20 protein-coding genes are annotated in these 20,157 nt (G+C 46.4%); 10 read left to right on the top strand and 10 right to left on the bottom strand.

What is annotated here, in order from left to right:
- Positions 1–138: 138 nt before the first annotated feature.
- The 6 genes from SPIGRAPES_RS12625 to SPIGRAPES_RS12600 all read right to left on the bottom strand — a co-directional run bounded on the left by SPIGRAPES_RS12625 (position 139) and on the right by SPIGRAPES_RS12600 (position 6,999).
- Entirely contained in the window at positions 139–1,305 is a 1,167-nt protein-coding gene (locus SPIGRAPES_RS12625; protein WP_014271134.1) for an ROK family transcriptional regulator, read from the bottom strand.
- Between the two features lie 315 nt (positions 1,306–1,620).
- Complete coding sequence (locus SPIGRAPES_RS12620; RefSeq protein ID WP_014271133.1) at positions 1,621–2,961, bottom strand: fucose isomerase; 1,341 nt, start codon at positions 2,959–2,961, stop codon at positions 1,621–1,623.
- Between the two features lie 50 nt (positions 2,962–3,011).
- Positions 3,012–4,535 (bottom strand): tripartite tricarboxylate transporter permease, encoded by a 1,524-nt coding sequence (locus SPIGRAPES_RS12615; protein ID WP_014271132.1) that lies wholly within the window; start codon positions 4,533–4,535, stop codon positions 3,012–3,014.
- 3 nt (positions 4,536–4,538) lie between these two features.
- Positions 4,539–4,997 carry a tripartite tricarboxylate transporter TctB family protein gene (locus tag SPIGRAPES_RS16650; protein WP_014271131.1) on the bottom strand — a complete coding sequence of 153 codons (459 nt, stop codon included), beginning with the start codon at positions 4,995–4,997 and terminating at the stop codon, positions 4,539–4,541.
- Between the two features lie 72 nt (positions 4,998–5,069).
- Complete coding sequence (locus tag SPIGRAPES_RS12605; RefSeq protein WP_014271130.1) at positions 5,070–6,071, bottom strand: tripartite tricarboxylate transporter substrate-binding protein; 1,002 nt, start codon at positions 6,069–6,071, stop codon at positions 5,070–5,072.
- Between the two features lie 82 nt (positions 6,072–6,153).
- Positions 6,154–6,999, bottom strand: a complete 846-nt coding sequence (locus SPIGRAPES_RS12600) for an aldose 1-epimerase (protein WP_014271129.1) — start codon at positions 6,997–6,999, stop codon at positions 6,154–6,156.
- Between the two features lie 355 nt (positions 7,000–7,354).
- Between SPIGRAPES_RS12600 and SPIGRAPES_RS12595 the strand changes: the two genes are divergently transcribed.
- Genes SPIGRAPES_RS12595 through SPIGRAPES_RS12570 form a run of 6 tightly spaced genes read left to right on the top strand, consistent with a single transcriptional unit; the run spans position 7,355 to position 12,242 of the window.
- Complete coding sequence (locus tag SPIGRAPES_RS12595) at positions 7,355–8,176, top strand: transketolase (protein ID WP_014271128.1); 822 nt, start codon at positions 7,355–7,357, stop codon at positions 8,174–8,176.
- Positions 8,177–8,187: 11 nt separating this feature from the next.
- A complete protein-coding gene (locus tag SPIGRAPES_RS12590) occupies positions 8,188–9,129 on the top strand; it encodes a transketolase family protein (protein WP_014271127.1) in 942 nt (313 codons plus the stop codon).
- Positions 9,130–9,142: 13 nt separating this feature from the next.
- Entirely contained in the window at positions 9,143–9,613 is a 471-nt protein-coding gene (locus SPIGRAPES_RS12585; protein ID WP_014271126.1) for an RpiB/LacA/LacB family sugar-phosphate isomerase, read from the top strand.
- Positions 9,610–10,791: an iron-containing alcohol dehydrogenase gene (locus tag SPIGRAPES_RS12580; protein ID WP_014271125.1), complete on the top strand. Its 1,182-nt coding sequence runs from the start codon at positions 9,610–9,612 to the stop codon at positions 10,789–10,791. Before SPIGRAPES_RS12585 ends, SPIGRAPES_RS12580 begins: the two co-directional genes overlap by 4 nt.
- Positions 10,788–11,525, top strand: coding sequence for a sulfite exporter TauE/SafE family protein (locus SPIGRAPES_RS12575; RefSeq protein WP_014271124.1), 738 nt, complete (start codon positions 10,788–10,790; stop codon positions 11,523–11,525). The genes SPIGRAPES_RS12580 and SPIGRAPES_RS12575 overlap by 4 nt, the downstream gene beginning before the upstream one ends.
- A 9-nt stretch (positions 11,526–11,534) precedes the next feature.
- Complete coding sequence (locus tag SPIGRAPES_RS12570; protein ID WP_014271123.1) at positions 11,535–12,242, top strand: DUF4867 family protein; 708 nt, start codon at positions 11,535–11,537, stop codon at positions 12,240–12,242.
- 110 nt (positions 12,243–12,352) lie between these two features.
- Here SPIGRAPES_RS12570 and SPIGRAPES_RS12565 read toward each other — a convergent pair whose 3' ends face one another.
- Complete coding sequence (locus SPIGRAPES_RS12565) at positions 12,353–13,060, bottom strand: hypothetical protein (protein ID WP_014271122.1); 708 nt, start codon at positions 13,058–13,060, stop codon at positions 12,353–12,355.
- A gap of 202 nt (positions 13,061–13,262) precedes the next feature.
- Positions 13,263–15,371, bottom strand: coding sequence for an elongation factor G (gene fusA, locus SPIGRAPES_RS12560; RefSeq protein ID WP_014271121.1), 2,109 nt, complete (start codon positions 15,369–15,371; stop codon positions 13,263–13,265).
- 261 nt (positions 15,372–15,632) lie between these two features.
- Here fusA and SPIGRAPES_RS12555 point away from each other — a divergent pair, with 261 nt between their 5' ends.
- From SPIGRAPES_RS12555 to SPIGRAPES_RS12545, 3 genes are read left to right on the top strand one after another with little or no spacing between them, the layout of a single operon-like run.
- Positions 15,633–16,034: an HIT family protein gene (locus SPIGRAPES_RS12555; protein ID WP_014271120.1), complete on the top strand. Its 402-nt coding sequence runs from the start codon at positions 15,633–15,635 to the stop codon at positions 16,032–16,034.
- Positions 16,035–16,036: 2 nt separating this feature from the next.
- Positions 16,037–16,318: a hypothetical protein gene (locus SPIGRAPES_RS12550; protein WP_014271119.1), complete on the top strand. Its 282-nt coding sequence runs from the start codon at positions 16,037–16,039 to the stop codon at positions 16,316–16,318.
- 10 nt (positions 16,319–16,328) lie between these two features.
- Positions 16,329–17,738, top strand: coding sequence for a hypothetical protein (locus SPIGRAPES_RS12545; RefSeq protein ID WP_014271118.1), 1,410 nt, complete (start codon positions 16,329–16,331; stop codon positions 17,736–17,738).
- On the opposite strand, the gene SPIGRAPES_RS12540 is transcribed toward SPIGRAPES_RS12545, so the two are convergent.
- Positions 17,735–18,358 carry an HdeD family acid-resistance protein gene (locus SPIGRAPES_RS12540; protein WP_014271117.1) on the bottom strand — a complete coding sequence of 208 codons (624 nt, stop codon included), beginning with the start codon at positions 18,356–18,358 and terminating at the stop codon, positions 17,735–17,737. The two genes, SPIGRAPES_RS12545 and SPIGRAPES_RS12540, sit on opposite strands and share 4 nt — an antisense overlap.
- A 95-nt stretch (positions 18,359–18,453) precedes the next feature.
- Between SPIGRAPES_RS12540 and SPIGRAPES_RS12535 the strand changes: the two genes are divergently transcribed.
- A complete protein-coding gene (locus SPIGRAPES_RS12535) occupies positions 18,454–19,149 on the top strand; it encodes a YjjG family noncanonical pyrimidine nucleotidase (protein WP_014271116.1) in 696 nt (231 codons plus the stop codon).
- Between the two features lie 43 nt (positions 19,150–19,192).
- Here the strand turns inward: SPIGRAPES_RS12535 and SPIGRAPES_RS12530 are convergent, their stop codons facing one another.
- The gene (locus SPIGRAPES_RS12530) at positions 19,193–19,957 is read right to left on the bottom strand and encodes an FKBP-type peptidyl-prolyl cis-trans isomerase N-terminal domain-containing protein (protein WP_155816741.1); all 765 of its coding nucleotides are present in this window, start codon (positions 19,955–19,957) and stop codon (positions 19,193–19,195) included.
- Positions 19,958–20,157: the final 200 nt, after the last annotated feature.

Here is a 20,157-nt window from a genome sequence, read left to right as displayed (position 1 = left end):
ATAGAAAGATTGTGAACCTGGTCGACCGCGTACTGTACGCGTTAGCTGCAGGCTTATACATGAGGTGTAAGGTGACCAGGGGTATCCGCAAAAAAGAGTTTGGGGAAAGCGCCTTCCCCTTTGAGAAAGAAGACGCTGCTACCTGAAGAAATCTACCAAAACCAAATCAGAGGCGCCTTTTTGTGCGAGCAAAGGATCGTATGAGGTAGCAAATATTTTAGGGGGGGCAGTTTCAAAAGCGTCCGGTTCAGAAATCAAACGTCGCACCTGATTACAGATCGCTTCCGAAACCGTAGCTGAGCAACCAACAAAAAGGAATGATTTCGGAGCAAGGAACCGCATGATTACTTTCATGGCAATTACAAGATATCCTGCAGCCCGTTCAATAGTCCTCAGCGCCTGCAAATCATTATCCTTCAGTTTTGCATCCAGCCCTTCGAACAAAGCCAGGCGGTTGTCCACAGAATCTGGATCGAGGTCCTGCAGGAAGGCCTGAAGACAGCCGCGGGAACCACAACTGCAACGGGGACCATCAAAATTGATAGGGATATGCCCTGTCTCAATGGTAAGGGATTTGCTATTGGTATAAATAACATCATCATGGACAAAGGCCCCGTTCACCCCAGTTCTCAACAGGAAGGTAAACATGGAACCATCATGGTCAAAACCACCATAGCGATATTCACTGAAAGCCAGGGCCGAGCAATTGTTGTGAAGGATTACCGGAAGGGAGAGCTGTTGTTGAAGGACCTCCACGATAGGGTAATTTTTCATACCTACAATACGAGGATAATAGGCAACCCGGTTTTGTGCCAGGTCAACCTGCCCGGGGGCTGCCACCCCAAGGCCAAGCATTTTCTCCATGGGAATGTTCAGTTCTTCAATTATTTCCTTGACTTGCTTGACGATGAGCGAAACAACCTCATCGGCAGTTACCCTATCTGCAAGCGGATGCATGCTCGAGTAAATTCGTTCTCCCAGAAAATTAAAAACCCCGATGGAAAGATAGGCGGTCCAGAATTCAATCCCGATCGAATACCGGGCATCCTTACATACGATAAAATTGACTGGGCGCCTTCCCTTTTTAGCCAAGGCCCCCTCTTCGAGGTCATTGGAAATCGATCTGATCAGACCCTCTTCTTCCAAGGAAGAAAAAATCCTGAAAATCGTAGGGGCCTTCAAACCAGTAGCCTGGACTATTTCAGATTGGGATGTCCCTACTGTCTGGGAAGCATGAATCCGGGATAAGACAATATTCTGGTTGTGCACTCGTAAATCAGAAGCTCTCAGCGGATTTCCTTGCATTACATCCTCCATACTAAATCAGTCTACCCCCTTCCTATGAAAAAATCCACAAGAAGTGAGTTTACTATCCGCTATTATTCATAAAGCAGAATCTTTGCCTTTATTGAATTGCAAGGACCTTTGTCACCCCCTCGCTTTCCTGCCGTTGTCTCGGTTGGGATGTATCAGATACAGAAATCCTATCTATCAAGTAGCCAGACCCCCGCAAAAGGATCAGATAAAGATTCACCACCCCCTACATATAAAAACATAGAACGTGGTGAACAGTCAATCAATTCCTCAACCACAAGAAATCGGGGAAAGGGAGAGTACTGATTAATAGGCGCAGAACTCGATATGCATGATTTTTGCAAACATAGCGAGGGTCTCTTGGATATCGCCATAGGCAACAACAAAATGAGGCTCCCAGCCATCGACTACACTTTTTTCCACAACGGCCCTTGCATCATGGTCAGTCTTTACCACAACCGAAGTTCCCGAAAATTGCTTGGGGACATCCAAAGCACTCCCCTTTGTAGAGAAAAGCCTGAAGGTACCATCCATCTTTCTTCCGATACGGAAGATGGTAACGTGTTCCTCGGGGGCACAGGCAAAGTCCATGACCGGTCCAATCTTCCGATTGGGATGAACCCCGATGCAAGCACACTTGTTTTGTGCCAAAGAAGGTGCTGCCATGCCACAATGCCAATAGGTTATGGTCCCGGCTTCTTCATCCATATAGACAGGATCCCCGAAGAAAGAGCTTTTCTTTGTCAGATTCCTTGCAACGAACTGGGATAGGGCTCCATACATATCTGATTCGCACACAGAGGCAACCCCCTGGTCATTGAGCAAAGAAAGTACCGAGCAGACAGGAGTCCCGTAGGAAGTGAAAAAATCAGGCCAGCATCGGGAAGCCAGTGCTTTGATGTTATTCTCTTGTACATAATCCATATAGGCATGCATGAGATGGGCAGAATCTTCCATTCTTTCACGGGGGCATTCCACACAGTTGCAGGTACTCTCTTCCATAAGCGTTTTGTACTGGTCGCTCTCCCCCTGCTTGAAGGAACGGGCCTTCTCCATCAATTCCCTGACTTCGATACTTTCAAGCCGGACAGAGAAGGTCTTCAGCAGTTCGCTGTCCAGGGCCCTACCAAAGCCAAACCCCTGGGGGGTATGGCCGATAGCAGACATTTTCATTCCCTTGAGATCGTACCTAAGACCGACAGCGGCCAAGGCCTGGCCAACCTTTGCAATTACACTTGTATCCTCTGGGCCTCCAAGCACATACAAGAAGTCATTCCTGCCCAAAAGCATCATGGTATTTGCTGCAGAATAGGCCCCTGTCAAGGAATTGAGTCGCAAGCGAGCCCCATCAACGATAGGTTCGGTTAAAGTCCAAAGCAACAGAGGACAGGTAAAACGAGCAAGTACTTCACTTACATAAGCCGAATTTGCGAACGTAATATTCTGTACGATAACAAAATCCGGATTATTGGCATCCAAAAAAGCATTCAGTTTTGCAAGGGTCAACAAAGGCTCTTCAGGGACAATTACCTCCGGATAGAGGTTTCTTAGCAGGGCAATAGACTTTTCAAATTGATCCTGAGCACAGACCAAATCGAAAGTACCGACACCAACAGGCACATATAAGACATTCATTGAATTCGACATATTCATAACTTCCCATTATTTTTTTTTGCAAGCAAACCGAACGCAGGCAATTACTCGCTGAGTCCTTCCGTTTCAGGATTGTCAAGTTCCATTTTCTTGTTCATCTTCATTACCAAAATAGTAAAGATCAAGGCAAAAACCAAGATAATACAGCTTACAGGTTCCTTGAAGAATATCAGGGGATCACCGAAGGAAACAATCATGCTCCTTGTAAAGTTTACTTCAACAATTGGACCAAGGATCAACCCAAGCATCATCGGGATTACAGAGAAGCCCAATAAACCAAGGTAGTAACCGACAATTGCGAGAGGCACAATGAGAATCATCTCATAGATACTCCCGCTATTCGCAAACGCACCGGCAAAGCAGAAAAGGGCAATGGCACTACCAAGAATCTTATAGGAAATATTGATGATTCTTGAAATTTGCTTCGTGCAGAGCCTACCGAGTACATAGAGGATAATATTACAAATTACCAATCCCACTATAATAGAGTATGTCTCGACTGCCTGGTCAGTAAAGAGTTTGGGTCCCGGCTGCATCCCATGCAAAATGAAAGCGCCGAGCAAGATAGCGGTAACGCCATCGCCTGGGATACCCAAGGTAAGCAAAGGAATCATGGCAGAACCTACCACAGTATTATTGCTTGACTCGGCAGCAGCAATGCCTTCCAGAGAGCCTTTTCCGAATTCTTCCGGATGCTTGCTGCTTCTTCTGGCTTCATTATAGCTGAGGAAGGAGGCTACTCCACCACCTGCACCAGGCATCGCCCCGATGATGGTTGCAATACCGGTCGATTTCAAAATGGTTTTCATAATGGAACGGCGTTCAGCTCCGTTAATCGGTGGGTCATTCAGTTTCTCAACGAAATTGACGTTTGAGGCTTGTGCAACAGCCCTCTTTTCTTCCACTGATTTTATCAGGACCTGCGTCAGGGCAATCAGACCGATCAATGCAGGGAGTAGACTTACCCCGGAAAACAGCAACATCGAATCGAAGGTATACCGCAGCGTACCGGTAAGGCTTTCAAGACCTATGCAGGAAATAAAAATCCCTACACAGGCAGAAATCAGGCCTTTGACGATACTATCGCCACTTACCCCTGCTATGACTGTCAAACCGAAAAGAGCCAGGGAAAAATACTCCGGCGAACGACATTTCATTGCAAGGGTTGCAATTGGCTGGGCGGCAAAAAGAAGAATCAGGGAACCAAGGAAACCACCAACACAAGAAGCAAAAAGAGAGGTGCTCAAGGCTTTGTTGGCTTTACCCTGGACTGCCAGGGGATAGCCGTCGAGAGTGGTCGCAAGGGCTGAGTTTGTGCCCGGGATATTTATCAGGATTGCACTGATAGAACCACCATAACATCCTCCGACATAAATACCCAAAAGGGCAACGATTGCCGTGATCGGAGTCATCCCGTAAGTCATTGGAAGCAATAGGATTATTCCCAATGTAACCGTCAATCCCGGAATTGCACCGATGATTATGCCTAAAAATACGCTGGCAACGGCAAAAAACAAATTTTGCAAAGTAAATAGTTGCACTGCAACTTGTCCAAATATATCTACCATTTTCTACCTCACCTCACCAAAACCAGGCAAGCTTATATTAAAAACCCTCGTAAACAATAGATAAATGAGAATTGCCAATACAGCGAGGATTAGTATATGCACAATATTTTTATCTCTGAAAAAGAAAGCCATCATCACGATGAATCCAATTGCACCGACAATGAACCCTGCAAAATAGATCAGAGTCGCAAAGACCGCAAAGATTCCAATGATCATCAAAGCATATTTTTGTTCTGCCCAACAAATATCCACATATGTTTCTTTTTTCAAGAACAAGCTCTGTATAACAAGGATAGCACCACAAACAAGCATGATAACTTCAACAAAAAATGGGATAACCTTAGCACTTTCGATGAACGGGACATCCCCATACACAATAACCTGGCTCTTCATTAATAATAAAAGTGCGGCACCGAGAACCATAAAAATAATACCACTCACTAAGTTAGATCTTACTTTCATATGCGTCCCCTCCTTTTTAGCAAAATAGTAAGGGGTTCTGGACAGAACCCCTCCCTTACGTCAAAATTCTGATTATTTAAGCAATCCCAAGGACTTAGCAGCAGCAGTAGCATTTACTCCAGCTTCCTTGATGTGAGCCTGGAGTTGTTCACCATAGATTTCGTAGACATTCAAACCGATTTCAACGGTATAGTTTCTGAAATCAGGATCGGCCCATACTTTTTTCATCAATTCCTCGACATCGGCAACAATCTGAGGGTCAGCACCGGTTCTGACACTGAGGAAACCGCCGCCTGTGATAGCAGAACTGGGGTAACCGGCATCGCTACAGTTGGGAACAACGATACCAAGGCTATCCTTGAATCCTTCGTAGTCAAAGTCTTTGAAACAGGTAAGGGCACGGACCTTGCCGGTCTCCAAGTACTGCTGGCCAACCTGGGGGGTTCCCACGAAACAGTCAACTTCTCCGTTGATCAATGCATTAATCTGCTCTGCTCCGCCTTCATAGGAAGCAATGCGGCTTTTGCCACCGGCCTGGTTGATAAGACCACCAAAACAGAGGTGAGCGTCTGAACCGACAGCGCCGGCAGAACATACGATCTCTCTGGTTTTTGATTCGGCAATCAGGTCTTCAAGTGTCTGGTAGGATGAATTGGCTCTGACATAGAGGAGGTAACTCCTGTCATCAAAGGTCCCGATCGGATGCAGTTCGTCCAGGTCAAGCTTGATCGCATCGCCTTTTACAATCTTCTGATACCACAAACCATAGGAAGTGGTAAGCAATTCTTTCACGTTCCTATCTTTCTTTGTGTACAGGGTTGCGGCAACAATACCATCTCCACCGGTGACATTCTCACAGACAATCGGGGCTTTGGTATATTTTGAGCCTACTTCAGCAAACTTTCTGGACACTACATCATGGGTACCACCAGCCCCATAAGGTATGATAATCTTGACGGTAGAATCAAAATAATTACCACTTGCAGACGTAGATTTTTCAGTACCACCCTGTGCAAAGACAAACACAGGAACCAATAAGAGCAATAGCAGAACAAGCGCAAAACGGTTTCTCATTTACAAACTCCTTTAATTTTTTTCATAAAGTAAGTAAACCACGCGTTCTGTCATTCTGTCAACTTTTTTCATTTTTTTTTATCTACTCCCCAAGCTCAATAGCTATCAGCTCTTTTTTCTTTTCTCCAGGTGAAAGAATCTGCAACCCTGACAGTTTTGAAAAACCATGGGAATACAGATTGATTGAATCGGTACTGCAGGATTGAGGTTCAATACAGACAAAGGGTTCCTGCCTTGGGGTATAGATTACCGTATGATGGAAGTCCTCGGACCCAAAAAGGCGATAGCAGGCTCCCCCTGTAAAAAACTCGGTAACAACGGCATGCTCTTTTGCATAGAAGACCAAATCCAGATCCGTTTCCTCTACGTCTATCGCCTGAAGAAGAGCAGAATCGCCTAAGGAACCCAAAGGACAGAGATCGTTGTCATTTTCCATAACATATTCAGCACTGCATTTGATCTGTGAAGGCCCCAGTTTTTTCAGATAGGGATGGATTGCGATTCCAAAGGGAAGATGTTTATCATCCTGGTTTTCAATTTCGAAGTGCCAGGATATTCCCTTTTCCCCAAGTACAATTTCAATAGTCAGGGTGAAAAGAAACGGAAACGTCTCGTACACTCGATTTCCCTCCCTGCAGCAGAAAGCACCTTTGCAGGTTGTTGCAGTTTGTTGCAGAACTGTAAATCTTTCAAAACGTACCCTACCATGCATAAAACCCTGATAACGCTGCCCTTCAAAAACAAAGGTACCTTCTTTTATCCTGTTGGGAGTCGGAAAAAGAATCGGGATACCGCTAGTTTTACCCATTGCTATACGTGCTCTGTCAAACACCAACCTCTCAATTCCTTTATATTCCCAGCTGGTGATGGTGAATCCGCATTCCTCATCCACAACCAGACGACTATCTTTGGTATGCAAAACAATCATAAGAACCTCCAGTTGCCAAGCTTATCATATAATAAGGAAGAAACAATTCTGTAAAAACCCAAATATTTGCTGCATGGGTACAACCTAGTTATTTGTCTACCGGGCATATGTCCCAAATTCTTCAAAATACGATGCCTTCGATACCTTTGCAAAAGCAAATGACTGGAAGCGTTCAGCGCACTGCCAACGCAGAGCTCTTTCTTGGCAATAGGCCCTTTTCTGATTTGCATATATACATACATGAGGGATATCCATTTTACCCGCATATCCTATAAAACCCTAAAAGTCGAACTTGACAACCCATATATTATGGAATATATTTACTTTCACTAAGTAACTAAAGAGAGGCTACACGATGCTTTCATCTCAGGCACTTGAACAAGTTCAGGATTTTGCAAAAGAAATCCGCAAGAAAACCCTGTATACCATTGGTAATCTAGGAGTCGGGCACATCGGAGGAGCACTGTCGGTTGTCGACATCCTTGCCCTCCTCTATGCGCAGGAAATGCAAGTGGATCCCAAAAACCCACTATGGAAGAACAGAGACCTTCTTGTCCTGTCCAAAGGACACAGCGGTCCTGCTTTATATGCAACCCTCGCCCTCCTTGGATTCTTCCCCCTAAAGGAACTCGATACACTCAACCAGGGTGGAACAAACCTTCCCAGCCATTGTGACCGGTTAAAGACACCAGGCATCGATATGTCCACAGGATCTCTCGGCCAAGGCCTTTCGGCAGCCTGTGGCCTTGCCCTTTCCAGAAGAATGGACAAGAATCCCTGCTATACCTATGCAATCATCGGAGACGGTGAGTCACAGGAAGGACAAAACTGGGAAGCCGGGATGTTTGCCTCCCAATATAAACTTGACCACCTCATCGCCTTTACCGATTACAACAAGCTCCAGATCGACGGGACCACCGACGATATCATGAGTCTTGGAGATATTGAAGGCAAGTGGAAAACCTTCGGCTGGTATGTACAGCGTGTCAACGGTCATGATTATTCGGCGATGCATCAGGCTATCGAGAATGCCAAACAACAGGAAGGGAAACCTTCAATGATCATCCTTGATACCATCAAGGGCAAGGGTGCGGCCTTCTGCGAAGGTTTGGTATCAAACCACAATATGAATTTTGATCTGACGGTAGCCAACAAGGCGATCGCCGAGCTCGGTTAAGGGAGAAAGGTATGGAAACTAAAGAAATGCGTGCAGTATACTGTGATACCCTCATTGACCTGGCCAGTGAGAATCCTGCAATAGTAGTAGTAGAAGCTGACCTCATGAAGGCTACCGGCACCATGAAGTTCAAGGATGTCTATCCGCAGCGTAGTGTCGATGTCGGGGTGGCCGAGGCAAACATGGTCGGTGTCAGCGCTGGATTGAGTGCCGACGGAAAAATTCCCTTTGCCGCCACCTTCGGCTGCTTTGCTTCCCGCAGGGTATTCGACCAGTTCTTCATTTCGGCCAACTACGCCGGGCTGAATGTAAAGCTTGTAGGGACCGACCCTGGAATTTCGGCAGGTTTCAACGGCGGGACCCACATGCCGTTTGAAGATATCGGCATGATGAAGCTCATTCCAAACCTTACCATCCTCGAACCTTCCGACCCTGTCTCTCTGGAAGCTTTGGTACGTGCATGTGCCAAGCATGAGGGATGCACCTATATGCGTCTTCACCGCAAGGCTGTCAAACCTATCTATGCAGAAGGGGAAACCTTTGAACTGGGAAAGGGAAAGGTATTGCTGGACGGACCCGATGTAACCATCATTGCACTTGGGGCAATACTCGTCCCTGAGGCTCTCAAGGCTGCAGGAATCCTGAAGGAAAGCGGTATCTCGGCAGCAGTCATCGACATGCACACCGTAAAACCCCTTGACGAGGAACTGGTCCTTGCCTATGCACAGAAAACCGGCAGGATCGTAACGGCAGAAGACCACCAGGTAAGTGGGGGACTCGGCGATTCAGTTGCCAATTTCCTTGCAAAGAACCATCCTACCCGCATGGCAATGGTTGGTGTCCAAGATGAATTCGGACAGGTCGGAACCCAGGCCTGGTTGCAACAGTATTATAAAATGACAGCAGAGGAAATTGCCCTCCAGGCTGCCCGACTGGTCAAAGAAACCAACTAAAGGAGTACGTACCATGACAATAGCGATTGCATCTGATCTCTCAGGTTTTCCCCTCAAGCAGGAAATTGTCGCGTTTCTCAAAGAAAAAGGAATGGACATCATTGATTTCGGCATTGAATCCGCAGACAAACCCCAGCCCTATTTTATCCAGGCTCCCAAGGTAGCAAAGGCTATCCAGGAGAAGAAAGCAGAAAAAGGAATCCTTATCTGCGGGACAGGACAGGGAATGGCCATCGTTGCCAACAAGTTCAAGGGTGTCTATGCCTGTGTAGTCGATGATATCTTCTCTGGCGAACGTGCCAAGATCGTAAACAACTCCAATGTCATCACCCTCGGCGGCTGGATCACTGCCCCCTTCTTGGGTTGCCAGATCGTAGAAGCTTGGCTGGGAATGGAATTTACCCAGAAGATGGAGTTCAAAAAAGAATTCCTTACCAATGCGTTCAACCAGGTCAAGGCACTTGAAGAGGAGAATTTCAAATGATAGGAAGTTTGCTCAGCAATGTGCATATCCTTTCCTTTGAGGACCTCTCAAAAGACCAACTTTTACATATCCTTTCGTTTGCCGCTGGCAAACGAGAGGATTTAAACGTTGCAATAGTCTGCGACAAAGCACCTATCCCGAGAAGGGATGAGCTTATCAACGAACTCAAGGAAAGCTGTTCTGTTTCGATTTTTGATACTGTGCGTCCCAACCCCCTGTGTACCGACATCATGGAAATGTATGCTACCGGGAAATTCGAGACTGCCGATATCATCCTTTCAATCGGGGGTGGCAGTGTCCTTGACTCTGCAAAAGCCCTGGCAATGCTTACAACCAACAAAGGAAGCCTGGAAGATTACCTCGGGAATACCCCAAGCAGGAAGATTACCGAAAAGAACCTTCCTCTTGTGCTTATACCCACAACAGCAGGTACCGGGTCCGAGGTTACAAAAGTCGGTGTCTATACCGACCCCAAGGGAAGAAAATACACTCTGGGCTCTCCTCTTATGCATGCTCACACGGCATTGCTGGTCGGTTCTTTCCTTGACTCGATCCCTGCTTCCCTGTGTGCCTCCACAGGCCTTGATGCCCTTGACCATGCCTTGGAATCTATCTGGAACAAGAATGCAACGGCGATAACGAGATTGGCTGCAGAACAGGCTGCCATCGAAGTATTGACCACCCTGCCTAAACTCTATCGTGCTATTGTAGAGAAGAAGGAAGACAGAAAAGAACTCCAGAAACAAATGCTCAATGCTTCTTGCCTTGCAGGTATCTCGTTCAACATTACCGGTACTGCAAGTGGCCACGCTATTTCATTCATCCTCTCAGAGGAATGGCATGTACCCCATGGCGCTGCCTGTGCATTCACGCTTTTGGAGGTATTCGACTGGGCCTGCCAAGAAAAACAGAACCGTTCTTCCCTTGCCAGGATTTCCTCACATTTCAATCCGGAAATTTCAGACGAGACGAAACTGATTGAAACCCTCCGTTCTACCATTGCTTCTTTGATAGCGGAAATGAAAGTACCCCAGACTTTCACGGACTTGGGGGTCTCTCTAGAGAAACAGGAAATCGAGGCTACGTTCGAAAGATCTTTCACCGACCCGAAGATGCTTAACCAGCTTCCTCCTATGAGGGAAAAACCCTTGTACGAAATGCTCGGTAAGAAACTATGAGTCCAATCATTCTCTCAGGTATCGTAGTATTCATTACCCATACCCTCGAGGCTGTTACCGGGTTCGGCTGCTCAGTGCTGGCGATGCCCTTCGTAACAGGTCTTTTGGGTATGAGAACCGGGGTTATGGTCATCACTGTCTTGGCTTGGATACTTGCTGCCTACTTTGCTATTACCAAGCGGAAGTACATTGACTGGAAACAATTTGCAATCATCGCAGGATTCATGCTTATCGGGTTACCCATCGGCATGTATCTTTTCCGGTCGATAGACAGCGGTGGATTGAAGTTGATTCTGGCAATATTCATCTGTATTGTCTCTGTCTGGCAGCTGATCAGATTATCCAGGACAAACTCAATTCAGAAACCCCTTGTCGGAAAGAAAGCCCTACCCTACTACCTTTTGCTTATCGCAGGAGGGGTAATCCATGGCATATTTTCTTCAGGAGGGCCTCTGGTTGTGCTGTATGCATCAAGGAATATCCCTGACAAGGGAAAATTCAGGGCAACCCTGTGTCTGCTCTGGACGACGCTCAATACAATTCTCATTGCAGTATATTTGAAAGAAGGGTCTTTTACGGCCCCGGTTGCAAAAACAACGGCTTATCTTGTACCTTTTGTGCTTGTGGGCATCTTTGCAGGCGAAAAAATCCATGACAAGGTCAACGCACGTACGTTTTCCCTCATCGTTTTTTCCATGCTCTTGCTCACCGGTCTTTTTATGCTCATTTTTTAGAGGTGTGAAATGAAAGATAGATATTTCAGTATTCCGGAAAAACTGGCTTCTGCAAACAAAGAAACCATGATTCTCACGTTGGATTCTTCCCGGTTCAGAAAATACGGAAGAATACTCAAAGGTATGGACGTATCGGAATTGGTTGAAACGGCAGACAATCTGACGGCGATTCCAGAAGAAGGCAATATCTACGAACCTGGCCTGAAAGGACTGGAGGACTGTACAGTGTCCAGGCAGTTTGGTACCTATTTCGGCAATATGCCTATCCAGGTAGGGTACTGCAACGGGACGAACCAGACTATCAATGGTATGGAATACCATAAAAGCCCCGAACTCTTCGTCGCAGTAACCGACTGCGTCCAGTTTCTCTGCTCGTTTGAGAACTTGAATGAATTCAATACCGTACGGACCCAGGATGCCGAGGTGTTTTTCTTTCCCAAGGGATCGGTGTCCCTCATCTATGCAAATGTCATGCATCTGGCACCCTGTACGGTCAGGGGAAAAGGTTTCAAATCAATCATCGTACTCCCCCTTCATACAAACGAACCTTTGGATGAAGAAGGAAAAGAACTGCTCAAGACCTGCCCTGACCCCGAAGGACGCCTTCTTTTCAAGAAAAACAAATGGATGATAGCCCACCCTGAGCGTCAACAACTTGTTTCCCAGGGAGTCCATATCGGTCTGGTTGGCGAGAACCGGAGAATCATCCCAGAATAACGAAAAAGACAAGGATACACACATTAAAAGGAAACCGGCTTAGGACAAGCCGGTTTTCTTATGCGTCGCCATAATACGACAAAGGCCGCTTTCGCGGCCTTTGCTACATATTAATTGGAGATGAGCATTGTTTTTGGATCCAAGTTGACCCCCATAGGTTCCTTATGCATGCTGCCATGCGATTTTACCACAGTCATAACAACCTTGTCCCTTGTCTCATTATAGATCAAGCCAATGAGGACATCGATCATTTCCGCGTATTTTCCCATAGTACTGGGTACGCCATATTCATCATATGCAACGTCGGCACGGACCGGGGAAACACTAAACCATACTTCAAGATTCATATCCTGCGCAAATTTCTTGATTTTTGCAACATCCTCGGGTGTTGCCACAGTAAGTTTGTAGCCATCAAACAAGATAGCATCAGCCTTGAAAGAACCATGTTTGATAAGGGTTTCCAAACTGGAAAGAACCTTGTCGATGGTTACGTTCTCCTGACTGAAATTCATTACAACACGGTTGGAAAGGATGTTGTTATAGACAACAGCCGCGTCATCCAGACTCTTTCCTTCCGACACTTCCCTGAAAACTTCTTTGTACCAATTGATTACATGTTCAACATTCCCAGAAAACGAAACGTGGATGACATGTTCACCCCTTAGAAGCTTGTCAGTAGCCAGATGGACCAGGCAGGCTGTTTTTCCTACCCCATGACGAGAAACAAGTACACCTAGATTTCCACGACCGAGCCCACCGTCCAGCGATTTCTCAAACACCCTAAGCGGACTCAAGTCGTTCAACTCTTCGATTTCCATATGCTCACCTCCGAGAAGATTTTTGGTTCATGTAAAGTATACTATGGTTTTTCCCCATCGTGGGAACTTTTTGCCAGAAGAACATCTTGCTCCGTTTGTAAGAATTTTCTGGCAGAGGCCAAGACAAAAAAATGAAAGGGCAAACCCATAAAAAAACCAGGCAGAAAATACTGCCCGGTTTTTTTGTGGAAGGAACAAACAACTATTTCTGTTCGTTCTTTCTTTTCTCTTGATAATCTTTCTTGAGCTGCTCGGAAACGCCCATCGGTACGCGGCCGTACTTATAGACTTCCATGGCAAACTCACCTTTACCCTGGGTAAGGGAGCGGAGTGCCGTGGAATACCCAAACATCTCGGAAAGAGGAACTTCGGCATATACAGTACACATAGCATGATCTTCAGTGGAACTGATGATGATACCGCGTCTCTGGTTAATCGAAGCAAACAGACTTCCCTGGAACTCGGTCGGGGCAACAACCTCGACTTTCATGATGGGTTCAAGGATAACCGGCTTGGCTTTCTCATAAGCGTCCCTGAATGCACCGAGGGCTGCAGACTGGAATGCCATGTCGGAAGAGTCGACCGGGTGCCAGGCACCATCATTGACAACACAACGGACACCTCTGACTGGGAAGCCGACCTGAGTGCCTTTTTTCATTGCAGCCTGGAAGCCCTTGTCACAGGAAGGGATATATTCATTGGGAATAGATCCACCCTTGATTTCGTCGGAGAACTCATATTCCTTGACTTCCTCACCTTCTACAGGATCGGGAATCGGTTCCATATAACCGGCAACACGGGCATACTGCCCGGATCCACCAGTCTGCTTCTTGTGCGTATAGTTGAAGTCGGCACGCTGGGTGATAGCCTCACGATAGGAGACCTCAGGTGCGCCGATTTCTACCTCAGCCTTGTATTCGCGCTTCATGCGTTCAACATATACTTCAAGGTGCAATTCGCCCATGCCCTGGATGATAGTCTGGTTGGACTCTGGGTCAACATAACAATGGAAGGTAGGATCTTCCTTGGTGAACCTGTTGAGTGCCTTACCCATATTGTCCGCAGATTTCTTGTCTACCGGTTTGATAGACAGGGAAATAACGGGGTTGGGAACAAACATGGAACTCATGGAATAGTTCAGCTTAGGATCACAGAATGTATCGCCGGATGCGCAGTCAATGCCAAACAAGGCAGCAATCTCACCACAGCCTGCTTCGCTGAGATCTTCCATCGTTGCAGCGTGCATCTTGATCAAACGGCCAACCCTGAACTTTTTATGGCTACGGGTATTGTACAGTTCATCACCCTTCTTGACCTTACCCTGATAGACACGGATGTATGTCAACTGACCATACTGACCATCTTCAAGTTTAAAGGCGAGGACAACGGGAGGAAGGTTTTCATCGGAAGGAAGAATAATCTCTTTCTCGTTATCGTCGAGGTCGTGAGCCCTGTTGGTAACTTCAGTGGGGTTTGGGAGATAGCTTATGACACCATCGAGCAAAGCCTGGATACCCTTGTTCTTGTAAGCAGAACCCATCATGACAGGGCAGAGTTGCAGGGCAATGGTTGCCTTGCGGATTGCGTTGCGGATGATTTCTTCAGTTACGTTGTCCTCGAGCATGGCTTCCATCAGTTCATCGGAACACATGGAAACACCGTCAAGCATCTCTTCTCTCTTGGCTTTTGCTTCTTCAAGCAATTCTGCTGGGATTTCTGCTTCACGCATTGAATCCGCATTCTCACCACCATCAAAATAGAGTGCCTTCATGCTGATAAGGTCAACGACACCCTCAAGCTTGTCTTCAAGACCAATGGGAATCTGGATCAATACGGCATTCAAGCCGAGTTTCTCACCCAGCTGCTTCTGGACCCTGTAGGGGTTTGCACCGGTTCTGTCGCACTTGTTGATAAATGCAATTCGGGGAACATGGTAGCGTTTCATCTGACGGTCAACAGTAATCGACTGGCTCTGCACACCTGCTACTGAGCACAATACCATGATTGCACCGTCAAGAACACGCAAAGAACGTTCAACCTCGATGGTGAAGTCAACGTGTCCCGGGGTGTCGATAATATTGATTTCCGTGTCTTTCCACGTAACGTTTGTCGCAGCTGAAGCAATCGTGATTCCACGTTCGCGTTCAAGTTCCATGCTATCCATGGTAGCACCAACGCCATCCTTGCCACGAACTTCATGAATTTCGTGGATCCTATTGCAGTAGTAGAGGATCCTTTCGGTAAGAGTTGTTTTACCCGAGTCAATGTGGGCACTAATTCCGATATTCCTCATTTGTTGCAAGTCAGCCATACTGTTAAACCTCTATAATATAGAATATAAGCGATGCTGCAGTAAGTAACCACAGCTTAAATTTCCCGAATGTAGAAACCTTTTTTCCCTCAGTATTAGAATTAGAACCAAAGGGTTAAGGCACATAACTACCTAGCACACTGTAAAGCTAGCGTACCTCCGCAGATAATAGTACATTAGGTATTTTTGTGCAATCCCTTTTGTTCTTACAATCCTTTTCCGAATCGACACTTGTGTGCTACAATGGCGTCGAGGTATCATATGGAAACCATTTTTTCAAAAATCATTAAAGGGACTATCCCTTCTGTAAAACTACATGAAGATGATTTATGCATCTCAATCCTCGATATCAATCCTGTCTGCAAAGGCCATCTCTTGATCATCGCAAGGGACCCCTACCCGACAATCAGCGAATGTCCTGATGAAACGCTGGGGCACATGATGCACCTTGCAAAGGAAGCAGACAAGAAGCTACGGGCCGTCCTTCACTGTGACGGGACGAACATCATGATCAACAACGGCAAAGCCAGCGGACAAGAGGTCCCCCACCTTCATATCCATGTCATCCCCAGGTTTGAGGATGATAACCAAAAATTAGGCTTTATCAAAACGACCTATGCTGAAGGCGAATTAGCCCAGTACGGGGAAAGACTGGAATTTTAGCCATGAAAGCATGCCACCATTGCCATGTCACAATCGAATCTACGCTCATCATAGGAACGACGACGCTTTGTCCATCCTGCGGAAAACCTCTCCATAGTTGCTTCAACTGCAGGTTTTACAGCCCTGGATCGTACCACGACTGTCTTGAGGGTATTGAAGAATATATCGAGGAAAAGACAGAGCCAAACTATTGCGACGCCTTTATGCTTGGTGAATACAGCAAAGAAGAGCAGAAAAAGAAAACCGACGCCAAGGCCAGAGCGGAAGCATTTTTTAACTTCTAAGGAATACACAATGACAAAACGATATTACCTGTTTGCATTTCTTATCGTAGGTATACTGTTGTCGTTCTCGGGTTGCCAGACGTATACCCAAAGAGATGCCCAATCTAGTATCGAATCCAACACTTCTTTCTCACAAACCCCCGTTCTGGAGACCCGATATTCCCAGATAGCGGCTGAAAAACAGAAAAAAGAAGATGCCTTGGCACAACAGCAAGCCCTTTTGCAGGCACAAGAAGATGCCAAGAGGGAGGAGCTTTTAAAACAGCAAGCCCTTCTGGAGGCACAGCAGAAAGCAGAAGCGGAAGCTTTGGCCATACAGAAAACCGAAGCTGAGCAAAAGCAAGCCTGGGAGGAAGCCCAGGCTACTATCGCTTCGCTGTCAAAGGAAAACCTATCATTGAGAGACCAGCTGGAATCCTTGCAGCTGACCATAGAGAAAAACATACGCCTCGAACAAGAAAAAGAGACACAAATGAGGCAGACAGAAGAGGCCAGGTTGCTGGAAGCCCAAAAAAAAGCGCAGGACCTTGCTGATGCACAAGAAAAACGTCTTGCAGAAATAGAACAGTTGCGCAAAGAGCATGAAGCTGAGATCATGCAGATTCCACCCTTGGACCAGATTACCTTCCCCAGACCCTATGCTACGAAAAGACCATTCATCCTTGCAAAGCAGGGAGAAAAACTCAACGTCCTGATGATTCCCCTTAGCGACAGACCCTGGGAAGACGAAGAAAAGGCCGCTGAAGTGGCCAAAAGTATCAGCGATTTGCAAGCACCTGTCATATTCCTCACCGGATCCTTGGAGAATGTCATATCCTTGGTCAGGCTTCTGGGGTACAATGCGGTGCTATTCGAAGGAGGGGCAATCCTTTCGGATTTCAAGGTTGTCGATACTACAGATAGTGGAATGGTAATCCAATACAATGAAAATACAACCATCCGGCTCTCGCTGGCCAACCTTCCCCAATACTCGGTTATTCAGGCATTTTTACAGGGAAAGGATTGGAAAGCCCTCCAAAAAAAGGAAGCTCCCTCGAGAATCGAAAAGGTCCAGGCAATTATCAATGAAGGCACCAATACGATGCCTACGATCATAGGAGCCTCCCTGTATGAACCTTCATACCAGGATTGGAACACCTTCAGCCCCATACCCTACCGGCAGATGGAATACTTGTGGCCCCTATGTGATACGTTCGAACAGGAAGCTTTTTTTGATGGCTACCGCTTAACCCATTATAGCGAGGCTACTGATGCCGGCAATACAATAAAAACCAAAGAATTGGAGGAGAGGATAGACTATCTCTTCTCAAGAAAGGCATTACCCTTGCAAGTTTCCGTCATCTCAGCAGGGCCTGAGTCTATCCCGGACTCAGAGGGGATAGCACGTTTTGCCCTTTACGGGAGCTATCTGATCCCCTAGTCCCTTGGATTGCTGTCCTTTTCCTCGATCAATTCCGCAGTTGACTCGATTGCCGAAGAATCCTTGAACTGTCTTGAAATCCTTTTTATCCAGGAAGACCAGACTACAATGCCAAGGCCTGAGGCAAAAATGACAAAGCCGATTATTTTCAAAATCATTGAACCTATCTGGCGGGGAAACGCAAAAAGAAGGATTGCAAAGACAAGGGAAAACAATGCCTCGGCGAAGATAGGGGAAACACTTTTCTCACCCTTGCGCAGGATGACTGCATTGAACAGGGAAACCACTGCCGAGATTGCCAGCTGTGCTGCCAGCAGATAAATCAAAACATTCCAACTGATATTTGCTACAGTGAATGGCAGGATTACCGCCAAGGCTCCAATGAGAATGCTTCCAAGGCTCTTGAGCAGGTACAGGATTTTGCTCTTTTTACCCCATGCATAGGAACGCATGGAAAAGACTGCATAGATACCGGAAAGAACCATCGAGATGCCCAAGATGGTGACGAGTACCTCGACGAACGACTCACTCTGGAACAACATGTAGAGACCCAGGGCGGCAATAACAACGCCAGTGAACAGGGCAATATTCAGATGACGTTTCAGAAAGGATTTTTCCATGGTAACAGTCTCCATTATCGGTGTCTGCTGTACAGCAGAAGCCTTTTTCTATATGGTACTCGTGAGACCCCTACAAGTAAAGGACAAGAATAACAATGTATCGAAATCTTTTTTTTGATGCCGACGGCACTCTGTTCGATTTCTCCCTTGCAGAGAAAAAAGCATTTTCCCTTCTATCGGCACAGTTGGCTTTTCCCGATACGAAAGCATACATGAGTCTCTATATGGGGGCTAATGCACAATGCTGGAGGGAATTCGAGCAAGGGACCCTCACCCTTACAGAATTGAAAACAAAGCGTTTCAGAGATTTTTCGAGCCTGGCAGGACTCGATCTTGACTGTAAAGAAGCCAGCACAGCCTTTGAAGACCATCTATCCAGGCAGGGCATCCTGTTCCAAGACAGTATTCCCCTTTTGGAAGCCCTTTCCAAACGCGGATACCACCTTTTTCTTGCTTCCAACGGCATTTCCCATGTCCAGAGGGGAAGGATTGCCGCTTCAGCTATCGAAAAATATTTCGAAGGGATTTTCATCAGCGAGGAACTCGGTTTCCAGAAACCCGATACCCGGTTCTTTGAATACATGCTCGAGAAGGCAAACCTTACAAACAGGAAAGAAGAATGCATCATGATCGGCGATAGCCTGTCCAGTGATATAAAAGGGGGCATCGACAGCAACATCGACACCCTCTGGGTAAACTTTGAAAGCAAGCCTTCAGACCTTTCGCTGCTACCCACGTATGAATGCAGTCATTTAGGTGACCTTCTGGAAATATTTTTGCCGATCTATTGAGAAACAGAGTCGTCGCCGATACCCAGAAGACCTACACTACGTATTAAACAGTAGCATTTTTTACTGACTTGAGCTCAACTTCGACAATCAGCAGGGAGTTGGGTTCAATTGTCTGGTTTCCCTCTGTCCCATAGCCTAGGTCGGGATGAATCCAAAACCTATAACTTGCACCAGGGCTCATATGTTTGACACCTTCGATAAAACCGGGGACCTTGATCTCCTTCAACTGAAAAGAGGAGGAATAGCCTCGATCATAGGAACTGTCAAGAACGGTTCCGTCCAATAGGAGGATCCGGTAGTCGATGTCCACTATATCGTCCTGAGTGGGAGACACTCCCTTACCCTCGCGAAGGATTTGGTACTGAAGACCCGAATCAGTCGTGATGACATTCTCCCTGGTCTTGTTGACTTTCAGGAATTCCTCTGCCGCTGCAAGATTGTGTGCAGCCAAGGTTTCTAGTTCTGCCTGTGCTTGCTCAAGCATTTTTGACTGGACCTCATGCAAAATCTGGGACATCTGTTCTTGGGTGAAATAACGTTCACCGTTTCCGGCATCCCAGACGCCTTTGGCAAAATACTCACTATCCATGGTTTCGAAACCCTGCTGTTTCATTGTAGAAAACAGCATATACCCATAGGTATAGCTAAAACGGTCTTCCATAGTGGTAGGAATCGCAAGATCTTTGATTGAATCGGGTTCAAGAATGGGGGAAGAGGCCACTTGCTCAGTTGAAGGTTGCTTATCAACAGCTACCACGGGCAATTCTTCCTGTGAAGTCTTACATCCGGTCAAAAAAAGAAAAACCATACATGAGGTAATACAAAAAATAGGGAAATTCTTCACGGTCGTATCCTTCCGTTGCAGGGGTTTTGCCTCCAAGCACAAATCAAGTACCAAAACCAGATAGCATTGCCATTCACCCCGAGATGACAACAACCCCTGGCCGGAGGCTTGCATACAGAAAACTGTATAGCACAAACTGAAAAACGTCCAGCAAAAAGAATAAA

Source organism: Sphaerochaeta pleomorpha str. Grapes, from assembly GCF_000236685.1.
GTDB classification, from domain to species: domain Bacteria; phylum Spirochaetota; class Spirochaetia; order Sphaerochaetales; family Sphaerochaetaceae; genus Sphaerochaeta; species Sphaerochaeta pleomorpha.
Note: the sequence above shows the minus strand (reverse complement) of the source record. Positions and strands in the feature narration are given on the sequence as shown.

Coding starts and splice junctions, on each gene's coding strand:
- SPIGRAPES_RS12620 (WP_014271133.1), bottom strand. CDS start 2,961: ATGTCGAATTCAATGAATGTCTTATATGTGCCTGTTGGTGTCGGTACT.
- SPIGRAPES_RS12545 (WP_014271118.1), top strand. CDS start 16,329: ATGACAAAACGATATTACCTGTTTGCATTTCTTATCGTAGGTATACTG.
- SPIGRAPES_RS12625 (WP_014271134.1), bottom strand. CDS start 1,305: ATGCAAGGAAATCCGCTGAGAGCTTCTGATTTACGAGTGCACAACCAG.
- SPIGRAPES_RS12595 (WP_014271128.1), top strand. CDS start 7,355: ATGCTTTCATCTCAGGCACTTGAACAAGTTCAGGATTTTGCAAAAGAA.
- SPIGRAPES_RS12565 (WP_014271122.1), bottom strand. CDS start 13,060: ATGGAAATCGAAGAGTTGAACGACTTGAGTCCGCTTAGGGTGTTTGAG.
- SPIGRAPES_RS12585 (WP_014271126.1), top strand. CDS start 9,143: ATGACAATAGCGATTGCATCTGATCTCTCAGGTTTTCCCCTCAAGCAG.
- SPIGRAPES_RS12580 (WP_014271125.1), top strand. CDS start 9,610: ATGATAGGAAGTTTGCTCAGCAATGTGCATATCCTTTCCTTTGAGGAC.
- SPIGRAPES_RS16650 (WP_014271131.1), bottom strand. CDS start 4,997: ATGAAAGTAAGATCTAACTTAGTGAGTGGTATTATTTTTATGGTTCTC.
- SPIGRAPES_RS12535 (WP_014271116.1), top strand. CDS start 18,454: ATGTATCGAAATCTTTTTTTTGATGCCGACGGCACTCTGTTCGATTTC.
- SPIGRAPES_RS12615 (WP_014271132.1), bottom strand. CDS start 4,535: ATGGTAGATATATTTGGACAAGTTGCAGTGCAACTATTTACTTTGCAA.
- SPIGRAPES_RS12575 (WP_014271124.1), top strand. CDS start 10,788: ATGAGTCCAATCATTCTCTCAGGTATCGTAGTATTCATTACCCATACC.
- SPIGRAPES_RS12530 (WP_155816741.1), bottom strand. CDS start 19,957: ATGGTTTTTCTTTTTTTGACCGGATGTAAGACTTCACAGGAAGAATTG.
- SPIGRAPES_RS12570 (WP_014271123.1), top strand. CDS start 11,535: ATGAAAGATAGATATTTCAGTATTCCGGAAAAACTGGCTTCTGCAAAC.
- SPIGRAPES_RS12550 (WP_014271119.1), top strand. CDS start 16,037: ATGAAAGCATGCCACCATTGCCATGTCACAATCGAATCTACGCTCATC.
- fusA (WP_014271121.1), bottom strand. CDS start 15,371: ATGGCTGACTTGCAACAAATGAGGAATATCGGAATTAGTGCCCACATT.
- SPIGRAPES_RS12555 (WP_014271120.1), top strand. CDS start 15,633: ATGGAAACCATTTTTTCAAAAATCATTAAAGGGACTATCCCTTCTGTA.
- SPIGRAPES_RS12540 (WP_014271117.1), bottom strand. CDS start 18,358: ATGGAAAAATCCTTTCTGAAACGTCATCTGAATATTGCCCTGTTCACT.
- SPIGRAPES_RS12605 (WP_014271130.1), bottom strand. CDS start 6,071: ATGAGAAACCGTTTTGCGCTTGTTCTGCTATTGCTCTTATTGGTTCCT.
- SPIGRAPES_RS12590 (WP_014271127.1), top strand. CDS start 8,188: ATGGAAACTAAAGAAATGCGTGCAGTATACTGTGATACCCTCATTGAC.
- SPIGRAPES_RS12600 (WP_014271129.1), bottom strand. CDS start 6,999: ATGATTGTTTTGCATACCAAAGATAGTCGTCTGGTTGTGGATGAGGAA.